Origin of the sequence: Magnetospirillum molischianum DSM 120 (assembly GCF_000294655.1) — a bacterium.
Taxonomy (GTDB): Bacteria; Pseudomonadota; Alphaproteobacteria; order Rhodospirillales; family Magnetospirillaceae; genus Phaeospirillum; species Phaeospirillum molischianum.
This window is the reverse complement of the sequence record NZ_CAHP01000042.1, coordinates 14673-38763: the sequence shown is the minus strand read 5'-3', so window position 1 is coordinate 38763 and position 24091 is coordinate 14673. Positions and strand designations below refer to the sequence as shown.

The 24091-nt window shown below is 62.1% G+C and carries 18 protein-coding genes; 12 read left to right on the top strand and 6 right to left on the bottom strand.

Annotated elements, in window-relative coordinates; translation table 11 throughout:
- Positions 1–322: 322 nt before the first annotated feature.
- A protein-coding gene (locus tag PHAMO_RS15205) for an IS3 family transposase (RefSeq protein ID WP_155801837.1) occupies positions 323–1409 on the bottom strand; the annotation gives its coding sequence in 2 pieces (ribosomal slippage) (positions 323–1154 and positions 1153–1409; 1089 coding nt in all).
- A 114-nt stretch (positions 1410–1523) separates the two neighbouring features.
- On the opposite strand from PHAMO_RS15205, the gene PHAMO_RS15200 reads away from it, so the two are divergent.
- The 10 genes from PHAMO_RS15200 to PHAMO_RS15160 all read left to right on the top strand — a co-directional run bounded on the left by PHAMO_RS15200 (position 1524) and on the right by PHAMO_RS15160 (position 8997).
- Positions 1524–3470: a DUF3363 domain-containing protein gene (locus tag PHAMO_RS15200; RefSeq protein ID WP_202801580.1), complete on the top strand. Its 1947-nt coding sequence runs from the start codon at positions 1524–1526 to the stop codon at positions 3468–3470.
- Between the two features lie 95 nt (positions 3471–3565).
- Entirely contained in the window at positions 3566–3892 is a 327-nt protein-coding gene (locus tag PHAMO_RS15195; RefSeq protein WP_002730582.1) for a hypothetical protein, read from the top strand.
- 17 nt (positions 3893–3909) lie between these two features.
- Positions 3910–4092: a hypothetical protein gene (locus tag PHAMO_RS15190; protein WP_002730580.1), complete on the top strand. Its 183-nt coding sequence runs from the start codon at positions 3910–3912 to the stop codon at positions 4090–4092.
- A 154-nt stretch (positions 4093–4246) separates the two neighbouring features.
- Positions 4247–4645, top strand: a complete 399-nt coding sequence (locus tag PHAMO_RS15185; RefSeq protein ID WP_002730579.1) for a type II toxin-antitoxin system RelE/ParE family toxin — start codon at positions 4247–4249, stop codon at positions 4643–4645.
- Positions 4612–4962 (top strand): helix-turn-helix domain-containing protein, encoded by a 351-nt coding sequence (locus tag PHAMO_RS15180; RefSeq protein ID WP_002730578.1) that lies wholly within the window; start codon positions 4612–4614, stop codon positions 4960–4962. Before PHAMO_RS15185 ends, PHAMO_RS15180 begins: the two co-directional genes overlap by 34 nt.
- A 16-nt stretch (positions 4963–4978) precedes the next feature.
- A complete protein-coding gene (locus PHAMO_RS20480) occupies positions 4979–5452 on the top strand; it encodes a recombinase family protein (protein ID WP_328285758.1) in 474 nt (157 codons plus the stop codon).
- Complete coding sequence (locus tag PHAMO_RS15175; protein WP_328285757.1) at positions 5449–6678, top strand: recombinase family protein; 1230 nt, start codon at positions 5449–5451, stop codon at positions 6676–6678. The genes PHAMO_RS20480 and PHAMO_RS15175 overlap by 4 nt, the downstream gene beginning before the upstream one ends.
- Positions 6679–6878: 200 nt before the next feature.
- Positions 6879–8084, top strand: a complete 1206-nt coding sequence (locus tag PHAMO_RS15170; protein ID WP_002730577.1) for a site-specific integrase — start codon at positions 6879–6881, stop codon at positions 8082–8084.
- 65 nt (positions 8085–8149) lie between these two features.
- On the top strand, positions 8150–8452 hold the full coding sequence (locus tag PHAMO_RS15165; protein ID WP_002730576.1) for a type II toxin-antitoxin system TacA family antitoxin: 303 nt from the start codon (positions 8150–8152) through the stop codon (positions 8450–8452).
- Positions 8452–8997, top strand: a complete 546-nt coding sequence (locus PHAMO_RS15160; protein WP_002730575.1) for a GNAT family N-acetyltransferase — start codon at positions 8452–8454, stop codon at positions 8995–8997. The genes PHAMO_RS15165 and PHAMO_RS15160 overlap by 1 nt, the downstream gene beginning before the upstream one ends.
- 16 nt (positions 8998–9013) lie before the next feature.
- Here the strand turns inward: PHAMO_RS15160 and PHAMO_RS15155 are convergent, their stop codons facing one another.
- From PHAMO_RS15155 to PHAMO_RS15140, 4 genes are read right to left on the bottom strand one after another with little or no spacing between them, the layout of a single operon-like run.
- The gene (locus tag PHAMO_RS15155; RefSeq protein WP_002730574.1) at positions 9014–11074 is read right to left on the bottom strand and encodes a DEAD/DEAH box helicase; all 2061 of its coding nucleotides are present in this window, start codon (positions 11072–11074) and stop codon (positions 9014–9016) included.
- The gene (brxD, locus tag PHAMO_RS15150; protein ID WP_002730573.1) at positions 11071–12387 is read right to left on the bottom strand and encodes a BREX system ATP-binding protein BrxD; all 1317 of its coding nucleotides are present in this window, start codon (positions 12385–12387) and stop codon (positions 11071–11073) included. Before brxD ends, PHAMO_RS15155 begins: the two co-directional genes overlap by 4 nt.
- A gap of 4 nt (positions 12388–12391) precedes the next feature.
- Complete coding sequence (gene pglZ, locus PHAMO_RS15145; protein ID WP_002730572.1) at positions 12392–15067, bottom strand: BREX-2 system phosphatase PglZ; 2676 nt, start codon at positions 15065–15067, stop codon at positions 12392–12394.
- 4 nt (positions 15068–15071) lie between these two features.
- Positions 15072–18752 (bottom strand): hypothetical protein, encoded by a 3681-nt coding sequence (locus PHAMO_RS15140; RefSeq protein ID WP_002730571.1) that lies wholly within the window; start codon positions 18750–18752, stop codon positions 15072–15074.
- A 64-nt stretch (positions 18753–18816) separates the two neighbouring features.
- Here PHAMO_RS15140 and PHAMO_RS15135 point away from each other — a divergent pair, with 64 nt between their 5' ends.
- On the top strand, positions 18817–19035 hold the full coding sequence (locus PHAMO_RS15135) for a hypothetical protein (protein ID WP_040567513.1): 219 nt from the start codon (positions 18817–18819) through the stop codon (positions 19033–19035).
- A gap of 202 nt (positions 19036–19237) precedes the next feature.
- On the top strand, positions 19238–20491 hold the full coding sequence (locus PHAMO_RS15130; RefSeq protein WP_002730569.1) for a reverse transcriptase/maturase family protein: 1254 nt from the start codon (positions 19238–19240) through the stop codon (positions 20489–20491).
- On the opposite strand, the gene pglX is transcribed toward PHAMO_RS15130, so the two are convergent.
- Positions 20488–24087 (bottom strand): BREX-2 system adenine-specific DNA-methyltransferase PglX, encoded by a 3600-nt coding sequence (gene pglX / locus PHAMO_RS15125; protein ID WP_002730568.1) that lies wholly within the window; start codon positions 24085–24087, stop codon positions 20488–20490. The two genes, PHAMO_RS15130 and pglX, sit on opposite strands and share 4 nt — an antisense overlap.
- Positions 24088–24091 lie beyond the last annotated feature (4 nt).

Sequence of the window (24091 nt, the reverse complement as noted above, 5' to 3'; positions counted from 1 at the left end):
TTGGGGGCCGTGTGGCCATGCCGTTTGCGGCAGACATAGGCCGCTCAAAAAAACACGACGGCCCCATCCTGGAACGAAATTGGTTGTGAGTTTTCGACAGCAACAAGGTTGCGGCAACACCGTCATCATGGCAATCCCGTGTCGCGTATTGCTGATTTCGCCGAGGTAAACGCCGCAATTTTCGAGCCAAAATACGCGCCCTTCACCTTGCGCGAGAGCTGATTTTCGACGGCATCCGGCCATCCCATCGGCCGGTTTGGGCGATCGAATTGACGGACAATTGGGTAATCCCCCCATTTTTAGCGGGGGTTGGACATAGAACTCATGCGGCCAATTTCAGTTTCTGGGCGGGCGTGATGCCACCGATACCCATATTGGGGCGGTCGTTGTTGTAGGTCCAGAGCCATTCTGTCGCGTGATCCTGTACCTCCGCGATGGTTTCAAAGAGGATTTGCCCCAGCCATTCATGCCGGACCGTCCGGTTGTAGCGCTCGACATAGGCGTTCTGCTGCGGCTTGCCGGGCTGGATGTGTTGAAGGGCGATGCCGTGCGTCTCGGCCCATTTCATCAGCGTGCCGCTGATATATTCGGGGCCATTATCGACCCGAATAGCCCCCGGCTTGCCGCGCCATTCGATGATCTGGTTCAGTACACGCACGACCCGTTCGGCGGGCAGAGAGAAATCGACTTCGATGCCGAGCCCCTCCCGATTGAAATCATCCAGCACGTTGAGAAGCCGGAAAGCCCGGCCGTCCTCCAGACGATCTGCCATGAAGTCCATCGACCAGACCTGGTTGGGGGCGTCTGGCACCGTCAGTTCATCGGGCTTGTCGCGTTTGAGCCGCTTGCGGGGCTTGATGCGCAGGTTCAGTTCCAACGCGCGATAGATCCGATAGACCCGTTTGTGGTTCCAGCCATGCCCCTGAATGTTGCGCAGATACAGGAAGCAGAGGCCGAATCCCCAGGTCTTTCTGGCCTGGGTCAGCCCAATCAGAAGGTCGGCGATCTGCTCGTTCTCGTCGGAGAGCCTCGGGCTGTAGCGATAGCACGTCTCGCTCAGCCCAAACGTCCGGCACGCCAACGCGATACTGATCCCTCGTCGCGCCACGGCTGTCTCGGCCATCTCCCGGCGCTGGGATGGCCGGGTTATTTTTTCCGAGCGCCTCGCGGAGCAATTCATTCTGCATGCTGAGCTCGGCAAACATCTTCTTCAGCCGCCGGTTCTCGTCCTCAAGCCCCTTCATCTCCGAGATCATCGAGGCGTCCATGCCGCCGTATTTTGCCCGCCATTTGTAGAACGTCGCGCTGCTCATCTGGTGATCGCGGCACAGCGTCAGGACCGGGATACCGTCCTCCGCCTGACGCAGGATCCCCATGATCTGGGCGTCCGTGAACCGACTCTTCTTCATCCGAATCTCCTCGTTCGCAAGACCGAGAAAATTCTACGTCCCCACCCCCTTATTTCCAGGGGGGATTACCGTCCCGGCCGCCCCCGCAGTGATGGCGGGCACGCGGCGAAGGGCTTGCGCGCCGAAATCCTGCCCCGCTTAGCAAAGGCCGGCGGCAATCCCCGGCACTTGCACGGTCTGGCGTCAAAGCCCCGGACGCCCCGGACCGGACGCTTCAATGCGCGAGGCCGAGGTGCCAAGATCGCAGCGACCTTTCCTCGCGGCTCGGGCTGGTCGTTCGACCGGGCGTCGGGAATGCGGGTGCGGCCCCGCCGAGTCACCGTCAAGGTGCGCATCGTCAAGCTTGGCGGGAACACTGGCGGCCTCCACGCCCATCTGCACTATCTGGAACGCGACGGGGTGACGCGCGCGGGCGAGCCGGGACGGCTCTTTTCCACCTTCGCCGACGAGGTGGACCGCGACGCTTTTACCGAGCGTGGAGCCGACGACCGCCACCAGTTCCGCATGATCCTCTCGCCCGAGGACGGCGCCGCCTACGACAACCTCATGCCCTTCACCCGCGATGTCATGGCGAAGGTGGAAGCCGACCTCGGCACCACGCTGGACTGGGTGGCGGCCGAGCACTTCGACACCGGCCATCCCCATGTCCATATTGTGGTGCGCGGCATCACCGAGGACGGCAAGATTCTCAACATCGCTGGCGACTACATCGCCCATGGCATCCGTCATCGCGCCAGCGAAATCCTGACCCGTGATCTTGGCCCCCAAACCGAACTGGAGGTCGGACGCCAGCTCGAACAGGAAGTCGAGGCCGAGCGCCTGACCCGCCTCGACAAGACGCTGATCGAACGCGCCGAGGACGGCGTCATCGATTTGCGCCTGGATACGGCCACCACCGACTTCGGCCGCAGGCATCACCAACTGTTGATCGCGCGGGCACGACGGCTCGAACGGATGGGCCTTGCCACCCCGGACGGTCCGCTCTCCTGGTCGCTGTCGGAGAACACCGAAGACGTGTTGCGCCGCATGGGCGAGCGCGGCGACATCATCAAGACCATGCACCGGGCGATGACCGAGGCCGGGCTCGACCGCCCGCCGCACTACTACCTCGTCCATGATCCCGACAGCCCGCCCGTGATCGGCCGCGTCGTCGCGCGCGGGCTGGCCGACGAAATGGGCGTGCGCCGTTATCTGGTGCTCGACGGCATCGACGGGTACAGCCATTACGTCGATATCGGCGAGACCGAGGGCAGCTTCCCCGTGGGCAGCGTGCTCCGCGTTTCCAACGCCACCACCGAACCTCGCACGGTGGACCGCACCGTGACCGAGATCGCGAGGGCTCACGACGGGCGCTATAGCATCGAGCGACACCTGTTCCACGACCCCACCGCCTCGGAAACGTTCGCCCAGACTCATGTCCGCCGGCTGGAAGCCATCCGGCGCGCGACGGGTGCCGTCGAACGCGAGGCGGATGGCACCTGGATCATCAAACCGGATCACCTCGACCGGGTAAGAGCCTACGAGCGGAAATTGACCGCGCTTCGTCCCGTCGCCATCGACACCCTGTCCTCCATTTCCATCGAACGCCAGATCGGCGCCGACGCCCCGACATGGTTGGACCGCCGCATCATCCACGAGGAAACCCAACCGCTCGCCTCGCATGGCTTCGGCCGGGACGTTTATCAGGCGATGGTGCGACGCCAACAATGGCTGATCGATCAGAAGCTGATGGAGCGCGACGGCCACGAGGTGATCTACCGCACCGACATCCTCGCCCAACTCCAGCGCAGAGAACTCCAGCACCTGGGCAAGCAATTGTCCGCCGAGATCGGCTTGCCCTACGTCGAAGCCGCGAAGGGCGAGCGGGTCGAGGGCATCTTCCGCCGCTCGGTCGAAAGCGCGGGCGGGCGCTATGCCGTGGTCGAGAAATCGCTGGAATTCACCCTGGTGCCCTGGCGGAGGGACCTGGAGCGGCATATCGGCCGCCATATCTCCGGCATCGACCGAGGCGACACCATCGACTGGACCATCGGGCGCGGGCGCGGCGGACCGGCCCTGTAAACGCGAGAGCGTGCCATTGCGCAGAATAAAGGCTATCACGCTCATCCCAGGTTACGGCGCATCCTTGAGAAAGGATTGTAACCGGAGGATGCGCAATGATCCGGGGCAAGACCCGCCACCAGCTTTTTCTTCCCGACGAGTTGAGCAAGCGCCTCACCCAGATGGCCAAAAGCCAGAAGCGGGCACGCTCCGACCTGCTCTTGGAGATGGTGGAAACCTATCTCAACCGGCGGGCAGCACCCGAGGTCGATGAACGCATTCTGGTCCGGCTCGACCGCATCGCCCGCGCCGTGGAACGCGGTAACAGCGAATCCTTCCTCATCAGCCACAGCCTCGCCCGCTTCATCCGCCACCAGTTGATCTATGCCGCCGCTTTGCCCGCCCCCGGTGCCGAAGCCCAGGCCCTGGGCGAGGAGTCGTAAGTCTCTGGAGATTTGCCATGGGAAGCGAAAAGAGACCGGACTCCCTGGAAGGGATGAGCGAGGCGGAGCGGAACGCTTGGCAACGAATCGACACCGTGGTCCTGCGCCTTGCCCGGCTGATCGGACGACAGATGGCCCGCGATGACTTCGAGCGGCGCATCACGGCCGCCAACGACAACCGGGATGACGACGTGCCTTGAGATTTTGCCCTGCCCGCTTGGCAAAATGGGGCTGGGCGCAGCCCCTTCCGCCGGCCATCCGCATCCTGCATTGCCCCCTTTCTCCCATTGCCTCGCCGCAAAGGGACTTGACCTTATGCCCGAAAAGGCATACTCTGAGGAGAGGTTAGAAGTCATGGCGGAACGTTCCAGCGTCAATCAGCCCAAGCCCGTGCGCTGGGTCGGCACCAGCAAGGAAGATCTGAGCGGTTTTCCGGAAGAGACGCGGCGGCGGGTTGGCGGCGCCCTTTGGGAAGCGCAGATCGGTCGCAAAGCCCCTTATGCGAAGCCACTGAAAGGCTTTGGCGATGCTGGCGTGTTGGAGGTTGTGGACGACTTCGACGGAGACACCTTCCGTACCGTGTACACCGTGCGCTTCGCCAATGCGGTCTATGTCCTGCACGCCTTCCAGAAGAAATCCAAACGCGGTATCGCCACGCCCAAGGCCGAACTGGACTTGATCGACCAACGGCTCAAACGAGCGAAAGAGGATTACGAGCAATGGTCAAAGAGCGAGAAGCCGAAATCCCGGTAACGGAAAGCAGCGGCAACGTGTTCGCCGATATCGGCTTGGCCGAGCCCGAGGAAGAACTGACCAAGGCCCAACTTGCAAGCCATATCCGGCAGGTCATCAAGCGTCGGCGCCTGACCCAGGTCGCAGCCGCCGCCCTCATGGGCATCGATCAGCCGAAGGTCTCGGCCCTGATCAACGGGCGGCTTGCGAACTTCTCCAGCGAACGACTGATGCGGCTGCTGACAGCGCTCGGCCAGGATGTCGAGATCACTGTCAAGACGAAACCGCGCAATCGCGCGCAGGGTCGGATTCGCGTCATCGGCGAGACCCACGTCTGATCATGGAGTGATTGCCATGCCCCGTGTTGCGCTGTACGCCCGCTATTCCTCCGACACTCAGCGGGCCGCGTCGATTGAAGACCAGTTCCGCATCTGCCGGGAACACGCGGCACGCCAGGGCTGGACCGTCACCGCCTGCTACCATGACGCCGCCATTTCCGGGGCCAGCACGATCCTGCGCCCCGGCATTCAGACCCTGTTGACCGACGCCCGGTGCGGCAAGTTCGACCTGGTTGTCGCCGAGGCCCTGGACCGTATTTCCCGTGACCAGGCCGACGTGGCGACCCTGTTCAAGCATCTCACCTTCGCCGGCCTTACCATCGTCACCCTGGCCGAGGGCGAAATTTCCGAACTCCATGTCGGCCTCAAGGGGACGATGAACGCGCTGTTCCTGAAGGACCTCGCCGCCAAGACTCACCGGGGCCTGCGCGGCCGGGTCGAAGCCGGCAAGGCCGGCGGCGGACTGTGTGCTACGGCTACGACGTGGTGAAACGCCTCGACGCGGCCGGCGAGCCGGTAAGGGGGGAAAGGACCGTCAACTCGGCCCAAGCGGAGGTGGTGCGCCGCGTGTTTCGCGACTTCGCCGTCGGCATCAGCCCGCGCACCATCGCGCGGCGCCTCAACAACGAGGGCATCCCGGGACCGGACAGCACGCTGTGGACGGATTCCACCCTGCGCGGCCACGCCAAGCGCGGCACCGGCTTCCTCAACAACGAACTCTACATCGGCCGGCTGGTGTGGAACCGCCAGCGCTACGTCAAGGACCCTGCCACCGGCAAACGGGTGTCGCGGATCAATCCGCCCGGGGCCTGGATCGTCACCGAGGTGCCCGAGTTGCGGATCATCGACGACACGCTGTGGCAGGCCGCCAAGGCCCGGCAACAATCCCTGGCGACGGAATACGCCACCGTCATTACCGCCGTGCGCGATTCCTTCGCCGCCCGCGCCGCCGAACGGGCCGCCAATCCCCTCAACGCCACCCACCGGCCGCGCTCCTTGCTGTCCGGCCTGCTGGTCTGCGGCTGCTGCGGCGGTCCCTTCGCCTTGCGCGGCCAGGACCGCTATGGCTGCTCCACCCACATCATGACCGGAACTTGCGCCAACAGCCGCACCATCCGCCGCGACGCCCTGGAAGAACGGGTGTTGATCGGACTGAAGGACCGCCTGATGGCCCCAGAGGCCGCCGCCGAGGCGATCCGCGCCTATGTCGAGGAAACCAACCGCCGCAACCACACGCGCCGCGCCGATGGCGAGACCGAGCGCCGCGAACTGGACAAGATCGCCCGCACCATCAAGGAACTTGTCACCCAGGTCGAGGACGGCGGCGGCAGCCGTGCCGTAATGGCCCGCCTGCGGGAACTGGAAGCCCGGGAAGACGAGATCAACGCGCGCCTTGCCCAGGCCCCCGCCGACATCCCCGACATTCACCCCAACGTCGCCGACATCTACGTCCGCAAGGTGGCCCGCCTCGCCGAGGCACTGTCCCACACCGACGAACGCGACGAAGCCGCCGACGCGATCCGGAGCCTGATTGAGAAGATTACGCTGACGCCCGGCCCCAAGCGCGGCCAGATCGACGCGGTGCTGTATGGAGATTTGGCCGCCATCCTCGAATGGACGGCCCAAAACGCGAACACTCCCGGCCTTGGGGGCTCGGGAGTGTCGGTTTCAGTGGTTGCGGGGGCAGGATTTGAACCTGCGACCTTCAGGTTATGAGTTTGATAAATCATCACCGAGCGACCTTCGCTCACTTGCGTGCAAATACGACAATATACTGATATCAAACAGTATTATTCCAAACACCCTACGATCATGATACCCTTTCCCATCATGATTTCGGCTCTCTACTGTTACCTATGCGTTACCTGTACCCGACCTTCAGGTTGAGGATGGGCGACGCGGGTGGGAGGGGTTCGATGGCGAAATTGACCAAGCGGGTGGTGGACCAGATCGCTCCCGGCGACACAGAATCGATGCACTGGGACGACGAGCTCAAAGGGTTCGGCTTGCGGGTCTGGCCCAGCGGGCGCAAGGTCTACATGGTGATGAGCCGGGTGAAGGGGCGTCTGCGCCGGATCACCATCGGCCCCCATGGCGCCATCACGCCAGAGCAGGCCCGGATCCGGGCGCACAAGATTCTCGCCGAAGCCAAGGCTGGCCGCGACCCCGCCCTGGCCCTGGAACTCGATCAGGCACGGAAGGCCCCGACCGTCAAGGGATTGGGCGAGCGCTTCCTCAAAGAGCATGTCGCGGTGCGCTGCAAGCCGAGCACCCAGGCCGAATACAAGCGTTCCGTCGAGCTGTTCATCAATCCGAAAATCGGAACCCGCAAGGTCACCGACATCGAGCGACGCGACATCGCGGAAATGCACCAATCGCTCAGCCACATCCCCTACCAGGCCAACCGGACCCTCGGCGTCCTGTCGAAAATGTTCAATCTCGCCGAGGTGTGGGGATTACGGCCGGACGGCAGCAATCCATGCCTGCACGTCAAGAAATACGTCGAGCGCAAGCGTGAGCGTTTTCTCAGCACCGACGAGTTCGCCGCCCTCGGCACGGCGTTGCGTGAGGCCGAGGCCGATGGACCCGAGACCCAATCGGCGATCACCGCGATCCGGCTGTTGATGCTGACCGGCTGCCGTCTGAGCGAAATCATGACGCTGAAATGGGAGTACGTCGACACCAGGGCCCGGGAACTGCGACTGCCCGACTCCAAGACCGGGGCGAAGGTGGTGCATTTCGGCCAAACCGCCGCCGCCATCCTGGACGACATCGAGAGGTTGGACGACAACCCCTTTGTCATTACCGGCAAGAAGCCCGGCTCCCGGCTGACCGACCTGCAACACCCCTGGCGACGCATTCGGGACAAGGCCGGCCTGAGCGATGTCCGAATCCACGATCTGCGCCATTCCTATGCCAGCGGCGCCCTGGCGCTGGGGGAAGGGTTGCCGATGATCGGCAAGCTGCTCGGCCACAGTCAGGTCCAGACCACCGCCCGCTACGCCCATCTTGCCAATGATCCAGTCAAACGTGCCGCCGGACGCGTGTCGGATACGATCGGCATCGCCCTGCTGGGTGCCCCAAAACACAAATCCAGAGGGCAAAGGAAATCGGCGAGATAGTCCGCATCGTGTTGACGATGTCAGTACATCCTTGATAGGGTGAGTCTCAGATTGAGAGGTGCACCATGACGTCCGCCGAACCGCACACAGGAAGAAGTCTCTCCCGCAAGGGCGACATGATTCAGATCCGCGCCTCGTCCGAAACCAAGGCGCTGCTGAACCGAGCAGCGACCCTGCGCGGACAAAAGCTGTCGGAATTCATGCTGGACAGTGCCCGGCGTCAGGCGGAGGAAACGTTGCTGGATCAGCGGGTGTTCTTGCTGGAGCCCGACGCACACGCGCAGTTCCTGGCGCTCCTTGACGCCCCCGCCGCGCCGAGCGACGAAGTCCGTCAGCGTCTGACCCGCCCGGCGCCCTGGGAGCGGTAATGCCGGGAAAAGGGGGGCCTGATCCGGCCCGGCGCGTGCGTTCGCCAGAGCGTTTGACCCCAAGCCACGATCTGGCCGCGTTCCAAAACGGCCGGCACCCGCCTCTGGACGATTGGCTGAAACGTCGGGCGCTTGCCAGCGAAGGCCTGTCGGCCCGGACCTATGTCGTCTGTGACGCCGATCCTCCGGGGCGGGTGGTCGGCTATTACGCGCTGTCCACCGCGATGGAGCAGCGGCTCGTCCTACCCAGCGCAAGACTTCGGTCCGGAACACCGGACGAAATCCCGTTGCTGCTGATCGGTCGCCTTGCCATCGATCAGGCGTGGCAGGGAATGGGCCTGGGCAGCGCCCTGGTGTCCGACGCGTTGCGCCGCTGCCTCGCCGCCTCGGACATCGCTGGTGTCCGCGCCGTGATCGTGCATGCCATCGACGACGGGGCAGTCGAATTCTACCGACGACTCGGGTTCATCCCCTCCCCGCTTGGGCCGCGCGTCCTGATCATGCCGATCGAAACTGCACGCGGCGTTATGCGGGGATTAGGGTGAAATAAATGATCGCACATCAAAACGAAATTTTCGACACAACGACCTGCATCGCACCATCGAGATCAAATCGACGTCGAAGAACTACGTCACGCGCCAAAATGAGAGGCAGGCAGGCGGAGAACTTGAGCCCAGAAATCTCATGGCCGAGATCTACGCCATCAGCATTTTCTAATGCGTTGGTCAGGTCTGCTGCATCCAGACTTGGTGGATGGCCATCGAGATCAAGGCCAAAATCGTCTGAACGGCGCACGCGGCATTGATCATTCGCGATTGCCAAAGCAAGTGCCGCATTGGCGCGCCCACCCGCGAAGGTCCACCAGTGGATGCTGCCTTCCTCCGCGAGGATGGCTTGCGCCCGTCCGTCTAGGAAGGAAAACTCCTCGACCAACGTGGCCAGTCGTGTGGTCCCTCGCTTCGACAACGTGCATGGCACCTGCCCTTCCGCCAGACAGCGCTGGATCGCGCGACAGAGGTCGAAATGCAAAGCCCGGGAACTGCCCAACCATCGGCTTTTGCCGGCTCCTGCTGCCGGTTCTGCCCAGGCAATGCGGCGACGCCAGTCGATGGAGGCGACCTGCCAGTGACGCCCGGCGAGGAGAAGGACGGATGGCTGGTCCGCCCTCGCCGTCAGGGAGACCGGATCGACTTGCCCCAGTTCCTGGCGACCGTGCATGACCGTGACCATGGACGGGGCAGTGAAGGCGGCCAACAATTCCAGGAAATTCCTGCGGCCGAACAACTTTTCTCCCGTGGGACCGATCCCCAGGACCCCGCCATCGCTCGCCAACACGCCCGTCACCAGCATGTGGCCCAGGATGGCCCGGGTGTCACCCTCGTCAACGGCACCGAATGCACCGGCAAGACGGGGCTGGACTTCACTCTCCGGCAAGCCGCCATCCTGTAGGATCATCGCCATAATTTGTTGGGCATGGAGATGCAAGGGAGTGGCCGGCGGTTTGACCGGCTCGACATAGCCTTCGCTCCACAATCTCACAAGTCCTGCCGCATGCAGGAATGCCTTTTCCGAGGTCGTCAAAAACAGGCAGTTGCGGCGGCTGCCCGGCCGCCGCCCGGTCCGCCCCATTCGCTGCAGGAACGACGATACCGTGGAGGGAGCATCGATCTGAACGACCCGATCCAGATCACCGACGTCGAGGCCCAGTTCCAACGTACTGGTGGCAACGATGACGCAATCGCGCTCGCGGGCAAAGGCTTCCTCCGCCTGCCGGCGAGCATCGGCTCCCAGAGACGAGTGGGAGACGAAGGTTCTTACCCCGCCGGCTTGGAGTCCGGCCGCCAATTGTTCGACCTTCCCGCGGCTGTCGCAGAATACCAGTCGCTTCTCGCCACGATGAAGGCGGGACAGGAGCAGCGCCGCGTTGTCTAGCGACCCGACATGGTCCAGCGTGACGTCGGCGTCCGTCGATACGGTCGACCGACCTGCGACCACCACTGGCCGACCAACCGTGAGCCACTCGGCCAATTCCTCAGGATTGCCGACGGTAGCAGACAGCCCGACACGCTGTAATGGTCGACCAACAAGCCGTTCCAACCGGGCGATGATTGCCAATAGATGCCAACCGCGATCATCGCCGGCAAAGGCGTGCAGTTCATCGACCACCACCGCCTGTAGGCCCGCGAATAATGCCTCGTGTTCGACACGGCGAGAGACGAGCATCCCCTCGATGGATTCCGGGGTGATCAGCAACAAATCGGGCAGCTCGCGCAAGACCTTCCGCTTTTGCCCTTGGCCGACGTCGCCATGCCAAAGCGCCGCCCGCCGCCCGACTAGGCCGGCGTACTGCGCCAACCTTGGCTCCAGGTTATTGAGCAGCGCACGGATCGGGCAGACATATAGGACGGAGACCCCTCGCCAATTCTCCGTCAGCATCCGCGACAGGATCGGAAACGATGCAGCCTCGGTCTTGCCGCCTGCTGTGGGAGCAAGCAGGAGGGCATTCTTTCCGGTTACGACAGGCTCGATCGCCTCGGCTTGCGACGGACGCAAGCCCGGCCAGCCCAGCGTATTGACGATGTGGTATTGGAGTGAGGGATGGAGGCGCTCGAACGGGGTCACATCTCGAGCTCGACATCGTCGACAGACATAGCCCCTGCGCTGGCGCGTTCGGCCAGGGTCATCTCGTTGTCGGCCAGCGTCAGGGCGTAATGCTGTCTCGGGTCAAAATCGTCATGCTGGTCGACACGATCGAGGACCTCCCCTACCAACTTCTTCAGGAACAGCCGTGGAGCGACACCAATCTTGCCCCCTAGGCCACCTGCAACAGCGCGGCCTAGGTCCAGGATATAGTCGTCATCGACCACCGAGCGCACCCGAGACACCTTCACGGACTGATCGCTGAAGATATCCCTGACCTTTCCTCCCACGGCGGCAAGGAGATCGAGATCAAATCCCTTGAGGCGCAATTGCGGTGCGCGGGGATTGTCGAAGCGAGGGTCAGTGGTGAAATCGACATGCAGACGCTGAGCCAGTGGTGGCAGCCGCTGAACACCCTGGGGGCCATCGAAGAAGGCGGGCGTGCCGGTCGCCACGAGGTACAGGCCTGGGAAACGTCCGGCGTCCAGTTCGTCGATAAACTGACGCAGCGCGTTCAATCCCTTTTCCCTGGAATCCGCCCGCATCCGCTGAAGGGTTTCGACCTCATCGAGCACCAGCACCAGGCCGGCAAAGCCGGAATCGCGCAGGATGGTCAGCAATCCGGCGAGGAAATTGACCGCCCCGAAGTGATCGATCTCTCCCTTGATGCCAGCCGCCCGTTTGACCGAGGCTGCGACGTTGGGCTGACCGCCGAGCCAGGCCAACAGCCCTTCGGCCAGTTGCGCGTCGCCCTTTAGCAACGCATCGCGATAGGTTCGCAGCACTGCGGAAAAGGCGGGGGCGGTTCGGCTGACGGCGGACAGCCGCTGTTCCATCAGGTCGACGGAACGCTGGTGAAGGCTCTCGGCATCGAGGCCAAGCGCTGGTTCGGCAGCGAGAAGATCTTCCTCCAAACGATAAAACCAGCCATCGATGACTGAATGCAGCGCACCAGAGGCCATATCGGCTGTCGCCAGCCGTTCAATCAGGCGCCGGTAGACCGTCTCCATCCGATGTAATGGTGTCTCGGTTTCCGAGATCTGCACCTCGCTGGTGGCAAAGCCTTTCGATCGTGCCCGTTCCTGGAACCAGCGGCCGAAGAATGTCTTGCCCGATCCGTATTCTCCTCGAATTGCTTTGAAGGCCGCCCCACCCAGGGAAACTGTTTCCAGTTCGCTATCGAGAGCGCGCTCGAACCGGTCCATGCCCACGGCGAGAACGTCGAGGCCGGATTTCGGCACGGTTCCTCGGCGAAGGGCATCGATGATCTCGGTTCTGCGGCGGGGGCTCAGCATGCGTTCACACCTTGATCTCAAACTGAGCGGCGAGTTGCCTCACATCAAGTTCGACCCAGTCTCCCGTATCGTCCACCACAAGGATGGGGGACTGATCGACGTTGATGAGGCGGCGGACATTGGACAGCAGGCCGTTTAGGCGGAAAAGAGGAATTCCGATCTGCCGCGCCAGCGCGGTCCGCGGCAACCGACCCCGTGCTTCCAGGGCCGCAAGTACGGCGCGAACGTCCTCGTTGCGGGCCGCTCCCTTGCCAGCCAGTTTGCACTGAGCCTCGTAGATCTCGCAGGTCATCAGCCTACCGATCCAGCCAGCGTCAGGGGATGGAGACCCGCTTTCCGGCAATGTCGGATTGGGGGGAGGCTGCTCCGAGAACAGGGTCGGTTGGCTGGCCGCAAGTGGTCCTTTCTTGGGTCGACGGCGTATTTCTGCTGTTGGCTTGGGCGTCGGCACTTCCATCGACAACGGCACCGAATTCCACCATTCAGGGGTGGCCGGAGGGGAAAACTCCCAGAGGGGAGCGTCATTGGCGGCAGAGAAGACAGCTAGAGGTACAAGCACCTCCTGAGGTGTTGCACCACCGTGGTATCCGGCCTTCTTCGCGCCATACCGGAGCAACTCACTCCATGGAACCAGCACCTCCTTGGCTCCGTCGGGCGAGAGGACGCGCGCGCCCGCAAACGCCATTTCTCCGTCAGCGGTAACATCCATAGGGCGCCACCGATCACCCGTCCCTTTGCCAGCTTGTCGACTGCCGTCCTCCAGCACATGCCCGTGGTCCGCCGTCATCACGACCATGCGACCGGCATTTCTCGCCTCGTGGAAAATGGGGCGAAGCAACTGCATATCATCCAACGACCACCGTGGCCGTGCCTGATCGGCACCCGACAGATGATCGTCGACGGCATTATAGACGATAGCGACGACGCGATGGCGGGCATCGGCTAGCGCAGCGCGCACCACGTCGGCCAGTGCCCCACCATTGCTGAGTTCACCCTTGTGAAATAGGATCGGTGCCGGGCCGCTCTTGGTAATCCGCATAAGGCCGGGGTGGTTTGCGAACCCGCTCTTCTCAACGTTAGCCGCGCCTTGGCATATCCTGCCACAGAGCAGGCTCGCCCGGGCCACCTCGGTGACCGTCGGAATGATCGAGACTGCCGCGTGAAGCGGGGCACCATCCACGGCCAATTCGTTCCACCCCTCATCCGCCAGATCCCCGGCAAGCTGGCGGAACACCGGGAAACTCATGCCATCGAGCAACAGCAACAGCACTGGCGCCGAGGATGCCGCGCTCACAACCACGCGATCCAAGATGGCTTCAACAGGGGTCAGAGACCGGACGGGACTGGCTTGCCTGTTCCACTGGACAAGCGCCGATGCGAAAGCCTGGTTCTGGCGTTCCCGCCTCGCCCGGATTTCCTGAGCGAGACGGACATAAACAGCGGAAACCGGTGCAAGGTCATCCCCGCCCAGCAGAGCCGTGCGAGCCCAGTCGACAAAGCTGCCTTCAGCCACATAGGCGAGCGCGATATCCTCAAAATTTGATGCCTCGCTCGCGTTGGTCGCAGCAACCCAACGCAGCAGCCGCAATGCCATTCGCAGGCGTTCGCCCCGCAGGGGCTGCAGCGCCGCTTGGTGGTGCTCGAAGACACGAAATGCAGCCTGCTCGGCGCGGACCATGGCTTCCCCACTCCCCCCTCCGGTCAGGACGGGTCCGATGGCTGCAGCCGCCTCACTGAGTCGAACATCGAACGCTGCGGGGAGCATGCTGCTATGAACAACATGATCAAAGGCATGGATACCCCGGAGAACATCTTCTGCCTGCTGAAAAATCACGCGTGAGAATTGCGGCTGCTTCCGAGCTACGCGGATGGCGGCCTGCGCCCAAAGACGAGCCGCCGGGGCGGGAATTTGGGATCGTCCCACCAATGGCTCCAGCCGGACCGCAGCAGAGAGCAAATCGGAATTTGTCCAGCCGTCGCTAAACACCACCTCGCAGACCAGGCCGAGTGCGACCGCCTCACCGCCATTTCCTGCCAAGAGGGTGTCAATGATCAGTTCACCAGCCGCGCCGCAGACACCACGCAGATAACCGGCAATCCCCTTTTGTGCAGCATCGGGCAACCGCACGAACCGGTATGGCCCATCGTCCACGACCGTCCAGTGCAGCAGCGTTTCGATATCCGGCCGTGCCTCGGCAATACCCAGCACGGAGGACAGCAATGTTCGCCACGCGGTGTCGGCATCGAGAATGCCGCCGGGTACTGGGGCATAGCCCTCGGGCGGACGATATTCCAGCAGCAGGTCGGCCATCCAGTCGCACCCCCGCAGCCGGGGATCAAGTTTCCTTGCCTGAAAGGCATCTCCCAACATGCGCCAGCTCTCGATAGAGAACAGCCTTTCCAGACACAGTCGGGCGAGGACATCGCCGCCCAGATCCGTCTCCTGCAAGTCGGTTAGGATGACGACACCGTCCTCCGTCGTTTCGGAAAGCACTTCGCGCATTTCCAGGGGAGAACTGCACCACCGGATCTGGAAACGGCGTTCACCGCAATCCAGGTGCGGTGGCCAAGCCCCACGGGACGGCGAACGGATGGCGATAAAACGGGCATCACGCCGCTTCTTCAGGACCCAATCGACCTGGCCGACGATGCGCTGGGGGGAAAGGGCGCCAACCGTCACAATCTCAATCCTCGTCCCGGACCAGGGTCCAGGAAATGTCCAAACGGCTGGCCGGCTCGCGGGCGACGCGATCAGCCAAATCCGTCAGCACAGAACGGACCTCAGCCGCCTTGATTCCGGTGACCACATTTTTCTCGATGACCCTTCCCTTTAGCGGTTGTGGGGCAGAAGGAGGTGGTGGTGATGGGGCCTGCGCCGTCGTAGATGCGGTCAGCAACTCGACCGCTTTGCCATGGTCGTCCTGGATACTGGAACGCAGGGCGACGACATGCTCGTCGGCACCAAGGGCCTGCGCCAGCCGTCCGAGGATTGTACGAGCCTCTGAGGCACGCTCGTCCGACAGCTTGCGCAATGCTTCAAATACGCGCCAAGCATCCCCGCGCAGAACCTCATCCAGCGCCTGTGCCCGGCTGATGGTTTGCGCCATAGCGGTGTCCGAGGTCTGCAGCGACGCCTCGGCCAATCGCTGGATCAAAGCGTCGTCGGCACTTTCGTCAAGTGCCTTCAGGAGTGCCTGGCACGACTTGGCGGTGATAGACCGATTCGTCGTTCCGGCCGGGCGCGCAGGCGCCCTAACGTCTGATGGCGGCGAAGCCGCCGGGCCGAAGACGGACTGACGTGTTGCCAAGCTCGCGGCATAGGCGTCGATGGCAGGCCGAGAGTCGCGCGCCTTCTTTCTGACTTCCTCGGTCAGGTGATGCGCGTTCGCGGCGTTCAGCAAGCGCGGAATGGTCAGGCCAAAGAGCTTGGAGGCCCGATCGACGGCTTCATCCCACTGCACCTGCGGCGGCAATGCCTGCTCACGAAGTTCGGCATCGTCGGCCAGAGTCCCTAATCCGGCGGCAAAGGGAATTCCGCGCAGGAAGAAGGTGCGATTGGTCTGGCCGGCATAGGTCAGAATAATGAGATCCTGCGCATCCTTTGGCAGGCCCATTCGCTCAGGAACGTCGATCCATCGGCGTAAACTCGCCACCGTGATCGTCTCAACGCCATCGGCGGCCTGGCATCGGCTGAAATGCTGGCGCCAAAGGACATCGAGGGTAAGGTGGGTCGAACCCATGGTGCCCAGCTTCAGGGGGCCGGCCACCCCTAGCAGCAGTTGGCGCATCCCCTTGTCGGCCACCAGGACGCGATGCTCCGATTCCGACAATGCCTTCTCGACCTCGATCTGCACCTTCTTGAGCACAGCAGCCTTCACCTCGGCCTCGAAGCGTGGGGCCGCCGGGAAGAGATATTCGTGCAACTGTCCTAACAACTGCTCCAGCGCCGATTTGAGATCCCGGCCCACCGGGAGAATTGGCTGGAAGGTCTCGTCGAGCGACTGCACCTGCTGCGCCGGATCGATCGGCGAGCTTCCAAGCGCGTCGCGCGGCTCATTTTCGATACCATAGGCAGCATGCAGGCAGGTGCGCAGGCGCTGCTGCAACTGGCTCCGCTGATTCTGAAGCAGGGAGCGTGCCTGCTCGCGATCGGTCGGCGAGAGGTGGCGGGCCGCCTCGTTGAAGCGATCACCCTTGAGCAATTCCTCAACGATAATCAGGCGCCCCAGCTCATCCTGGGCTTTCTGGCTGAGGAATGACGGCAGCCAGACCAGCACCGCCGCCGCCTGCCCGCGCTCCCGGAAGGACGACAGTCGTACCAGATCATCGGCCGACGAATAGTTCGCGCTGTCGAAAGGATAGTCGAACATCACCGTCCAGCGGTCGCTGTCCCCCGACAGGCGATCATCCGACAACTCGCGGACATTGTCATAGCCGATCAGGATTTCCCGCCGGGTGCCCCTCCATGTGAAGGCGAAGGTGGCGAAGAGATCTCCCGAAACCTCCAGCCCCAATTCCTGGAACAGGGCCTCGCGGATCTTGCGGCGGCGGTTGCCCGGATTGTCGTATTGCCGGCCGTAATCGATAATGGGGTCGGTATCGACGCCGGTGATCTGGACGGAGATGGTGGGGTTATCACCGTCGCTGATCTTGATCTCGCCCACCTCGGCCGCCCAGCCGCGCAATTTCTGGAGAACGACACGCCCTTCTCCACCGGCAATAGGGGACTTCACCGTGCCGTGATTGAGGGCTGCCAGCCGAACGGCGTTCAACACCTTCAGCGATTCCACTTCCGGCACCAGAGCGGCCAACAGAAGCGTCTTCAGCAGGCGGGCATCGTTCCTGAGGTTTCGCGCGCGATCGGCGGGCTCCGGCTGGTCCCAGGCGATGTCATGTTGCCGCTCCAGGATCGGCAGCAACTTCATCCGCCACAGCTTCTTGGCATTCTCGAAATGGATGCTCATGGCGTCCGAGAACGAATCATCGCCCGTCGCCAACACATCGAACAGATCGCCGACGGGAATGAGCTGGCCAAGTTCAAGGTCGGCCCGGCGATCGACCAACAACTGCATCATCAATTTCAGTGCGGTGCGCTCGCGCTGCAGCACCGACGACACCGCGATCAGCGTCTGTACCAGAGCCGGGCTGAACGGATAAACCAACCTGAACATGTCGCGTTCGCCGGTGGAGGTCAGCAGTGTCTCCACCACGTCCTGGCGCGCCTTCAGCGTCTGGTCACAGGCCTCAGCAAGGGTGGCGCGGGCTTCTTCGGATACCGGCCGCAACACCCGCTTGTTAGCGATGATGGGCAAGTTGCGGTCTTCCAGATTAATTTTGGCGAAGCGCGCTTCCCACCAACGCAGCACATCGTTGAACTGAAGCTGCAGCGACCCGGCCAGGGTGTCGCCGACCAGTTCCCGCAGATCGCGCTGGCGGGCAACGAAGCTGATCAACGGAATGGGGCGATCGGCATTAGCGGCTTCGACCAATTTGGACAGCTTCGCTCCTTCGTTGGATACGAAGGCGGGATCTGCTGCGCGGGTAGCCAGCCACAGGATCAACTCGTCGAGGAAGAGAATGACGGCGTCATAGCCCAGCGACTTGGCGTGCTTGCTCATGATCGACAGGCCGTCGTCCAACGACACGAAGTCGTGAGCAACGGTGGCGTACTGACGGAAGAACTGGCGGATGAGGTCGCCGATCAGCCGTTGGCGCTCTTCTCCACCGGGGCCTTCCAGCATGGCCAGCGCGAAGCTGTCATTGTCCCAGCGCCCCTGTCCGCCGGCAATCTTGCCCCACCCCGATCCGCCGGTGGCGACGTGCCCCTCGTTCAGCCGGTCGAAAAACTCGTTGTCACCCAAGGTCGTCCGAAGGTTGCGGGCATCCTCGAACATCGATTCTGCGATATAGAAGCCGGGAACCGGCGCCTCAGGGTGCAGCTTACGAACATGTTCGGCGTACTGACCAAGAACGGCTGCATCGAGGCTGGTGGCGCCGATCATGTGGTAGGGCACCATCAGGAACCGGCGCGCCTGTGTCCATTCATTATGCCGAACCACCACCTCGGCCAGTTCGGGGATCGACCGGGCGGCGAGATTCCCCGACAGCAACAAATCCAGCACCGCCATGAAATGGCTCTTGCCCGAGCCGAAGCTGCCATGCAGATAGCACGCCTTGCTTTTCCTGCCGTCGATGGCGGATCGGATGAAAGCCAGCGCATCATCGAAGCAGGTTTTCAGCTGCGGCGTGACCACGTAGTCGCGCACCGTTTCCTCGGGCCGGGTCAGGCCGTCAGAGAGCTGCAGCACGAAATCGCCCGAGTGAACCCGTTCAGGGATGGCAATGAGGTCGCGGATCAGGGTCATTCACAGTGCGCCTTGATAGACAAGCCCCAGTTGTGCCACGACTTTCCGTCTGGAACAAGGTGGGGTGGCCAATATCGGACATGCCGCAGGCCATCAGGCGGAATGTGGCAAGTTTTTGTCGACAAAAAAACTCGCGACCGGAGGCTTGCGCGAACGTGGTAGCAACACCATCTTTTGCAGGCCGTCGGGATTGGCCGCCGGCACGGTCGTTGGAACTATCAAGCTGTTGCATGATCCCGGCGCAGACGATGCGGAGACGCATCATCCCGGCGAGGTGACGTAGTATCGAGACACTGAGCATCGCTCGGACCTCCACGGCTACACTATACCGCTTTGCGTACTGAGACCCGCGTTGGTGGACACCTGATGTGACACACCAGGAATAGACTGGCGGATTGCGGCGTGCGTTCGGGGGGCGTTCGACTGAAAGGTCGAGATTCAGGGTCAGGATTAGCCTCCCGAACTTTGCAACTTGGGGGACGTGCGTGAAGCCTGTCTGGTTCAAGCCGAGAGGGTATCGGCACCTTGATGCTCCAGTGGGGCCATCGTATGCGGCCAACGCCGAGTCCCCCGACTTCGTCGCACGCCATTCGTTTCTGCCCCTCCTTCATTACGTCAAGGAAACGAAGCGCTACCGGCCGCCTCCGAAGGAAAAACCGGGTGCCAAGGGCAAGACCGATGTCAAAAAGCGGGACATCATGTACGCGTCTCACCGGGATGCCTGTATTCTCTCTCGCTATGCCCAGGAACTGGGCGAGGCATTGAACGCCTGCTACAGTGCGGCAGGTCTGTCGGATTGCGTTATTGCGTACCGCAAGCTGGCCAAAGCCAATTATGATTTTTCCGCAGATGTTTTGGAATTCGCAAGAACGCAGGCACCCTGTACAATTCTCTGCTTCGATGTCAGTGACTTCTTCGGAAGTCTCGACCATCACCTGCTGAAAGGCCGCCTCAAGCGCATCCTCGGCGTCACCGAACTGCCGACCGACTGGTACAATGTTTATCGGCAGGTTACCCATTTCACCTATATCAACGTTGATGAACTGAAGAAGCACCCGGATTTTGTCGAACGGATGAACCGCCGCAGCCGCGCGCCACTGGCGACCATTACCGAGGTCATCGCGGCCGGCATTCCCTTGAACGGCAACAAGAAGGATTGCGGCATCCCCCAGGGCACGCCAATCAGCAGCGCCTTCTCAAATCTCTACATGATCGATTTCGACGCTGCTCTGCTGGCCTATTGCGCGGCGCGCGGAGCCCTATACCGCCGGTATTCCGATGATATCCTGATCGTCTGCCCCAAGCACATGGCTACCGATGCCGAAAAATTCGTAAAGGATTGCATGGTGGCTGAAAAGCTGACGGTCAATGACGACAAGACCGAGCGTCACCTATTCGATCCGAGCCGGGTTGACCACGCACAGTATCTCGGCTTCAACCTGTCGCCCGACGAGGCAACTATCCGGCAGAGTTCGCTGTCTCGCCAATGGCGCAAGCTGCTCAAGAGCGTGAAGCGCATTAAGGCGGCCGGTGAGGAAGCAATCGCCGCCGGGACCGCAGACAAGATCTACACCAAGACTCTACGGCGCCGCTTCACGTCCCTTCCGGTCAGGAATTTTTCGTCCTATGCCCGTCGATCCGCCGACGCCCTTGAGGCACCCCAGATCCGCCGGCAAATCCGGCGGTTGGAGCGCTATATCGAGAGGGAATTGGCCGCGTTTCCCGGCTCGAAACCCTAAAGTCCCAAATCCTCCAACGTAATCTGGTCGGTCGCCTTCGCCTTCCGTCCCCGTTTCGCCTTGACCTTCGCCGCCGGTTCCCAGGCGGTGATGTCGTCGGCGGTCACCCCCAGGGTGCGGGCTTCCTCGGCCAGGAAGGCGGTGAACCAGTCGCCGGGGCCTTGGCCGAAATCCGCGTCATAGGCGTTGTGCCACTGCTTCAGCCAGGGGATTAGGTCGGCGAGACCGGCCAACAGGGGGATCAGGCGGGGTGCGTCCCAGCCTTCCACATCCTTCATCTCGTGATAGAAGCCGGCCAGGGCGCGGGCTTGGGCGAGGTGGTCGAAGCCGGCCCAAGCCACCATCAACCCGCCATCGGCGGATTTCTCGGCGCCTGGGTAGCTGATGAAGCGTTCCTTGGGGACGTCGAGGCCGCCGCGCAGGCGCCAGAAATCGGGGTTGAGGAAGTCCTCGCGCTTGTATTTGGGGGGCACGTCGATGGTGCCCACATCCTGGCCGGCATCTTCGCGGCGCTGGAGGTCCCACACCTGCTCCCACTGGGCGCGCTTGCGCCGCCCCGATTCGGCATAGCGGAGACTGGGGAGGAACGGCACCGATTCCTTGGCCACCAGCCGGGCGACCAGGGTGGCGAGATCGGGATGGTCTTGGCCTTCGTACAGGGCGGCAGCGCGGCAGAAATCATCGTCGGCACGGGCAATGTCGGCCAGGGCATTAACCGATTTCAGCGCCGGGCCGCCCTGCCAATAGCACCCATCCTCCAGCCGGTCGAGCAGCCAGCGTTCCAGCGCGTCCCGCTCGCGCTCCGCCCAGCCGGCCTCGAAGCCGCCGTCGCTCCACTGCCAACGCCGCTTGTATTCTGGCTTTTCCACCAAGCCGATATGGCTGTGGGACTCGATTAGGGCGATGCGGCGCTCGACCACGGCTCGATACGCCACCGGCCAATGGTCGGGGATCTCGGCGGTGGGGACGGAACCGTGGCGGGCGAACCAAGTGGTCTCTAATTCTTCCGCCGCCATCTTGCGGGCCATGACGATTTCGAAGGCGCGCTGGCCAAGGTCAACTTCCGGTGCCTCCAACCCGAATTCCAGCCCTTCGGCCTCGTGGCCATCGACGACGCCGTAGAGTTTATAACAACGCCAGTCCAATTCCTCCTGCAACGCGATCATGCGGCGGCGGATAGACAGCGCCCGCTCACGGGCCGCATCCAATTGGGCGCGAGCCGGCACGGCGACCGCTAGCAGGGCAGCGGGCAGGGTTGCCGAAAGCTGCTGGGCCAGGGAATCCAGTTCGCGGGCAAGGTCGAGGGGGTAGGGTTCGGCGAGGGGGAAGGATTGCAGGCCTGTAGAGCCAACCTCGATGAAGCGTTCCCAGACTTCAGCTTTGAAGCCCTCCGAGATTCCTTGGCTACCCTTATTGTGAAAAACAGATCGCATCCAGAATGCTGCTGTCGATGAATTCAACTCCGCGCACATCCAGACAGCAGAATCATGATCTGGAGCGGAAATTACGGGTGCATGTCTATTGCAGACGGCTTCAAATTTCGCCGCAGAGAAATGATTGTGTGTCGCGACGCATACAAATTTAATCGCATCCGGCTCACCAAAGCGAGTTTTAACAAACATCCCGTACTCATACCAATGAAGGCCTCTTTGTAATTGATTTCTCCTGAACATAATACGATTTGCAAGACTGGCCTTATGTGGCCACAGCCAGCGCAATATACTTTCATCCAGAAATGGATTTACGTCACGGCCATATGGAAACACAATGCTATTGCCTTCGCCACAGGCGTAGTCTCTTACATCTGCACCAGTGAGGTAAGGCTTGATGAATTCTTTTGGAATTCCATTCCGAATAAACACCATGTCGTCAGCAATAAATGGCTCATCCTCGAGCGTGAGAGCCATCACGCCTGAATTTGCGGGATATTCACCTAAGGTGCACTTCGCAGCCGATTCTATTGCTTGTTTTAAATCAGAAGCCCCACCACCCCCGAGTGACCACGGGTGTCTAGAGAGCGATATCCTTGCAATGTCCGCTACTGACACGAATGCACCTTCACTCCCTGCGCTATCAATCTGGCTTAAAATGCTGAGCCAGACAGGTCCTTCCGCCGGATTTGACGGCTCAGTGCTTTCTCCGATGATCGACATTGCAACCCTGACGTCACCCAAAAGAGGTCTACGGTTTCTACCAAACAAGATGACAGTTGGCGTTCCATGGCCCGGTATGAATGCACCAGATGTGTCAACCACATGGGTCAGATCAACACGCGGGAGAAAATCCTCAATCAGTTTGCTGCCAAATTCTCGCTTCATAAAACTGTTGGCGGTGATCATTCCTACGAACCCGGCGGAATGGCCGTTCTGAGCCTGGGTAAGATCAAAAAAGCGCTCGGTAAATGGCACGCCAAGCGAATATTTCATGTGGCAGGTGCTATAGCGCTGGCGGTAGGCGTCGTTCAGCGCCTTATCCTTAACGATGATGTATGGCGGATTCCCCACCACCGCGTGGTACTGCCGCCCGAGAATACGATCAAGGTCGTCGCGGTCTTCGGTGTGGAAGTAATGGGTGACACCGTCATGCGGGTCGAGGCTGAGTTGGACGCCTCGGATATCCATGAACCGCTTGCCGTGCAGCAGGCTGTCACCGGCTGCTAGCTCGAAACGAAAATCGGGGGCGTCGGCCAGCCTGCCGATGCCGCACACTTTCAGCGCCGCCACCAGCAGGCGGAAGCGAGCGATGGCAGTGGCGAATGGGTTGATGTCCACACCGGCCACCGCGTCCAGCGCCCGTTGCGCCACATCGCGGATGTTGCGGCCTGGCTCGGCGCGGCTCCACTCAGTCACCAATCGGTGGAAAGCACCCAAAAGGAAGTGGCCCGAGCCGCAGGTGGGGTCGATCAGCCGCACCTCGCGGAAGCCGAACTCCTGGATGGCCGGGGTGAGGGTGCGGTCGAGGATGAATTCCTCGACGAATTCGGGGGTCTGCAACAGGGCATAACGCTTGCGCGCCGCCTCCGACAGGTCCTGATAGAGGTCGCCGAGGAAGCGGGTGGACAGGTCCGGATCGGTGAAGTCGTGGACCAGCCGGCCGCTATCGGGGTCGGCCTTGGTCCAGAAATTCATGAGCGCGATACCGCCATCGCCAGAGACTGGCAGTTCCCACACCGGGTTGTGGCGCGTGTCGAACAGCGCAGCCGCGCCATGCAACTGTCCCGCCTCGGTGAAGCAGGCCAGTAGGTAGTCGCGGTCGGATTCATGCGGATGGGCGCGGAAATACCCCTCGTAGCGGTCACGAGCCAGCGCCATGCGCTCCGGGTTCGGCCCCGCCAGCCACGGTCGCTCGACCAGGCCGTTGTCCTCGATGAAGCGCAGGAACACGCCGCCCAGCACCCAATGGACGGCGGATTGGGTGATCTCCTCTTCGCGCCACGATTCATAGGTGGCGGCGGTGCGCCCGGCCTCCTTCGCCGCCTGCCATTCACCGTGCAGCCGTGCATCCGCCGCCGTCCCCGGCAGGCCATCCCGGATATCGTCTTCCAGGACACGAACGAGGCGCTTGAGGTCTTTGAGGAGAACAGCGGGAATGATCATGGCG

Coding starts and splice junctions, on each gene's coding strand:
- PHAMO_RS15185 (WP_002730579.1), top strand. CDS start 4,247: ATGGCGGAACGTTCCAGCGTCAATCAGCCCAAGCCCGTGCGCTGGGTC.
- PHAMO_RS20480 (WP_328285758.1), top strand. CDS start 4,979: ATGCCCCGTGTTGCGCTGTACGCCCGCTATTCCTCCGACACTCAGCGG.
- PHAMO_RS15165 (WP_002730576.1), top strand. CDS start 8,150: ATGACGTCCGCCGAACCGCACACAGGAAGAAGTCTCTCCCGCAAGGGC.
- PHAMO_RS15195 (WP_002730582.1), top strand. CDS start 3,566: ATGATCCGGGGCAAGACCCGCCACCAGCTTTTTCTTCCCGACGAGTTG.
- pglX (WP_002730568.1), bottom strand. CDS start 24,087: ATGATCATTCCCGCTGTTCTCCTCAAAGACCTCAAGCGCCTCGTTCGT.
- PHAMO_RS15190 (WP_002730580.1), top strand. CDS start 3,910: ATGGGAAGCGAAAAGAGACCGGACTCCCTGGAAGGGATGAGCGAGGCG.
- PHAMO_RS15140 (WP_002730571.1), bottom strand. CDS start 18,752: ATGACCCTGATCCGCGACCTCATTGCCATCCCTGAACGGGTTCACTCG.
- brxD (WP_002730573.1), bottom strand. CDS start 12,387: ATGCTGAGCCCCCGCCGCAGAACCGAGATCATCGATGCCCTTCGCCGA.
- PHAMO_RS15160 (WP_002730575.1), top strand. CDS start 8,452: ATGCCGGGAAAAGGGGGGCCTGATCCGGCCCGGCGCGTGCGTTCGCCA.
- PHAMO_RS15180 (WP_002730578.1), top strand. CDS start 4,612: ATGGTCAAAGAGCGAGAAGCCGAAATCCCGGTAACGGAAAGCAGCGGC.
- PHAMO_RS15170 (WP_002730577.1), top strand. CDS start 6,879: ATGGCGAAATTGACCAAGCGGGTGGTGGACCAGATCGCTCCCGGCGAC.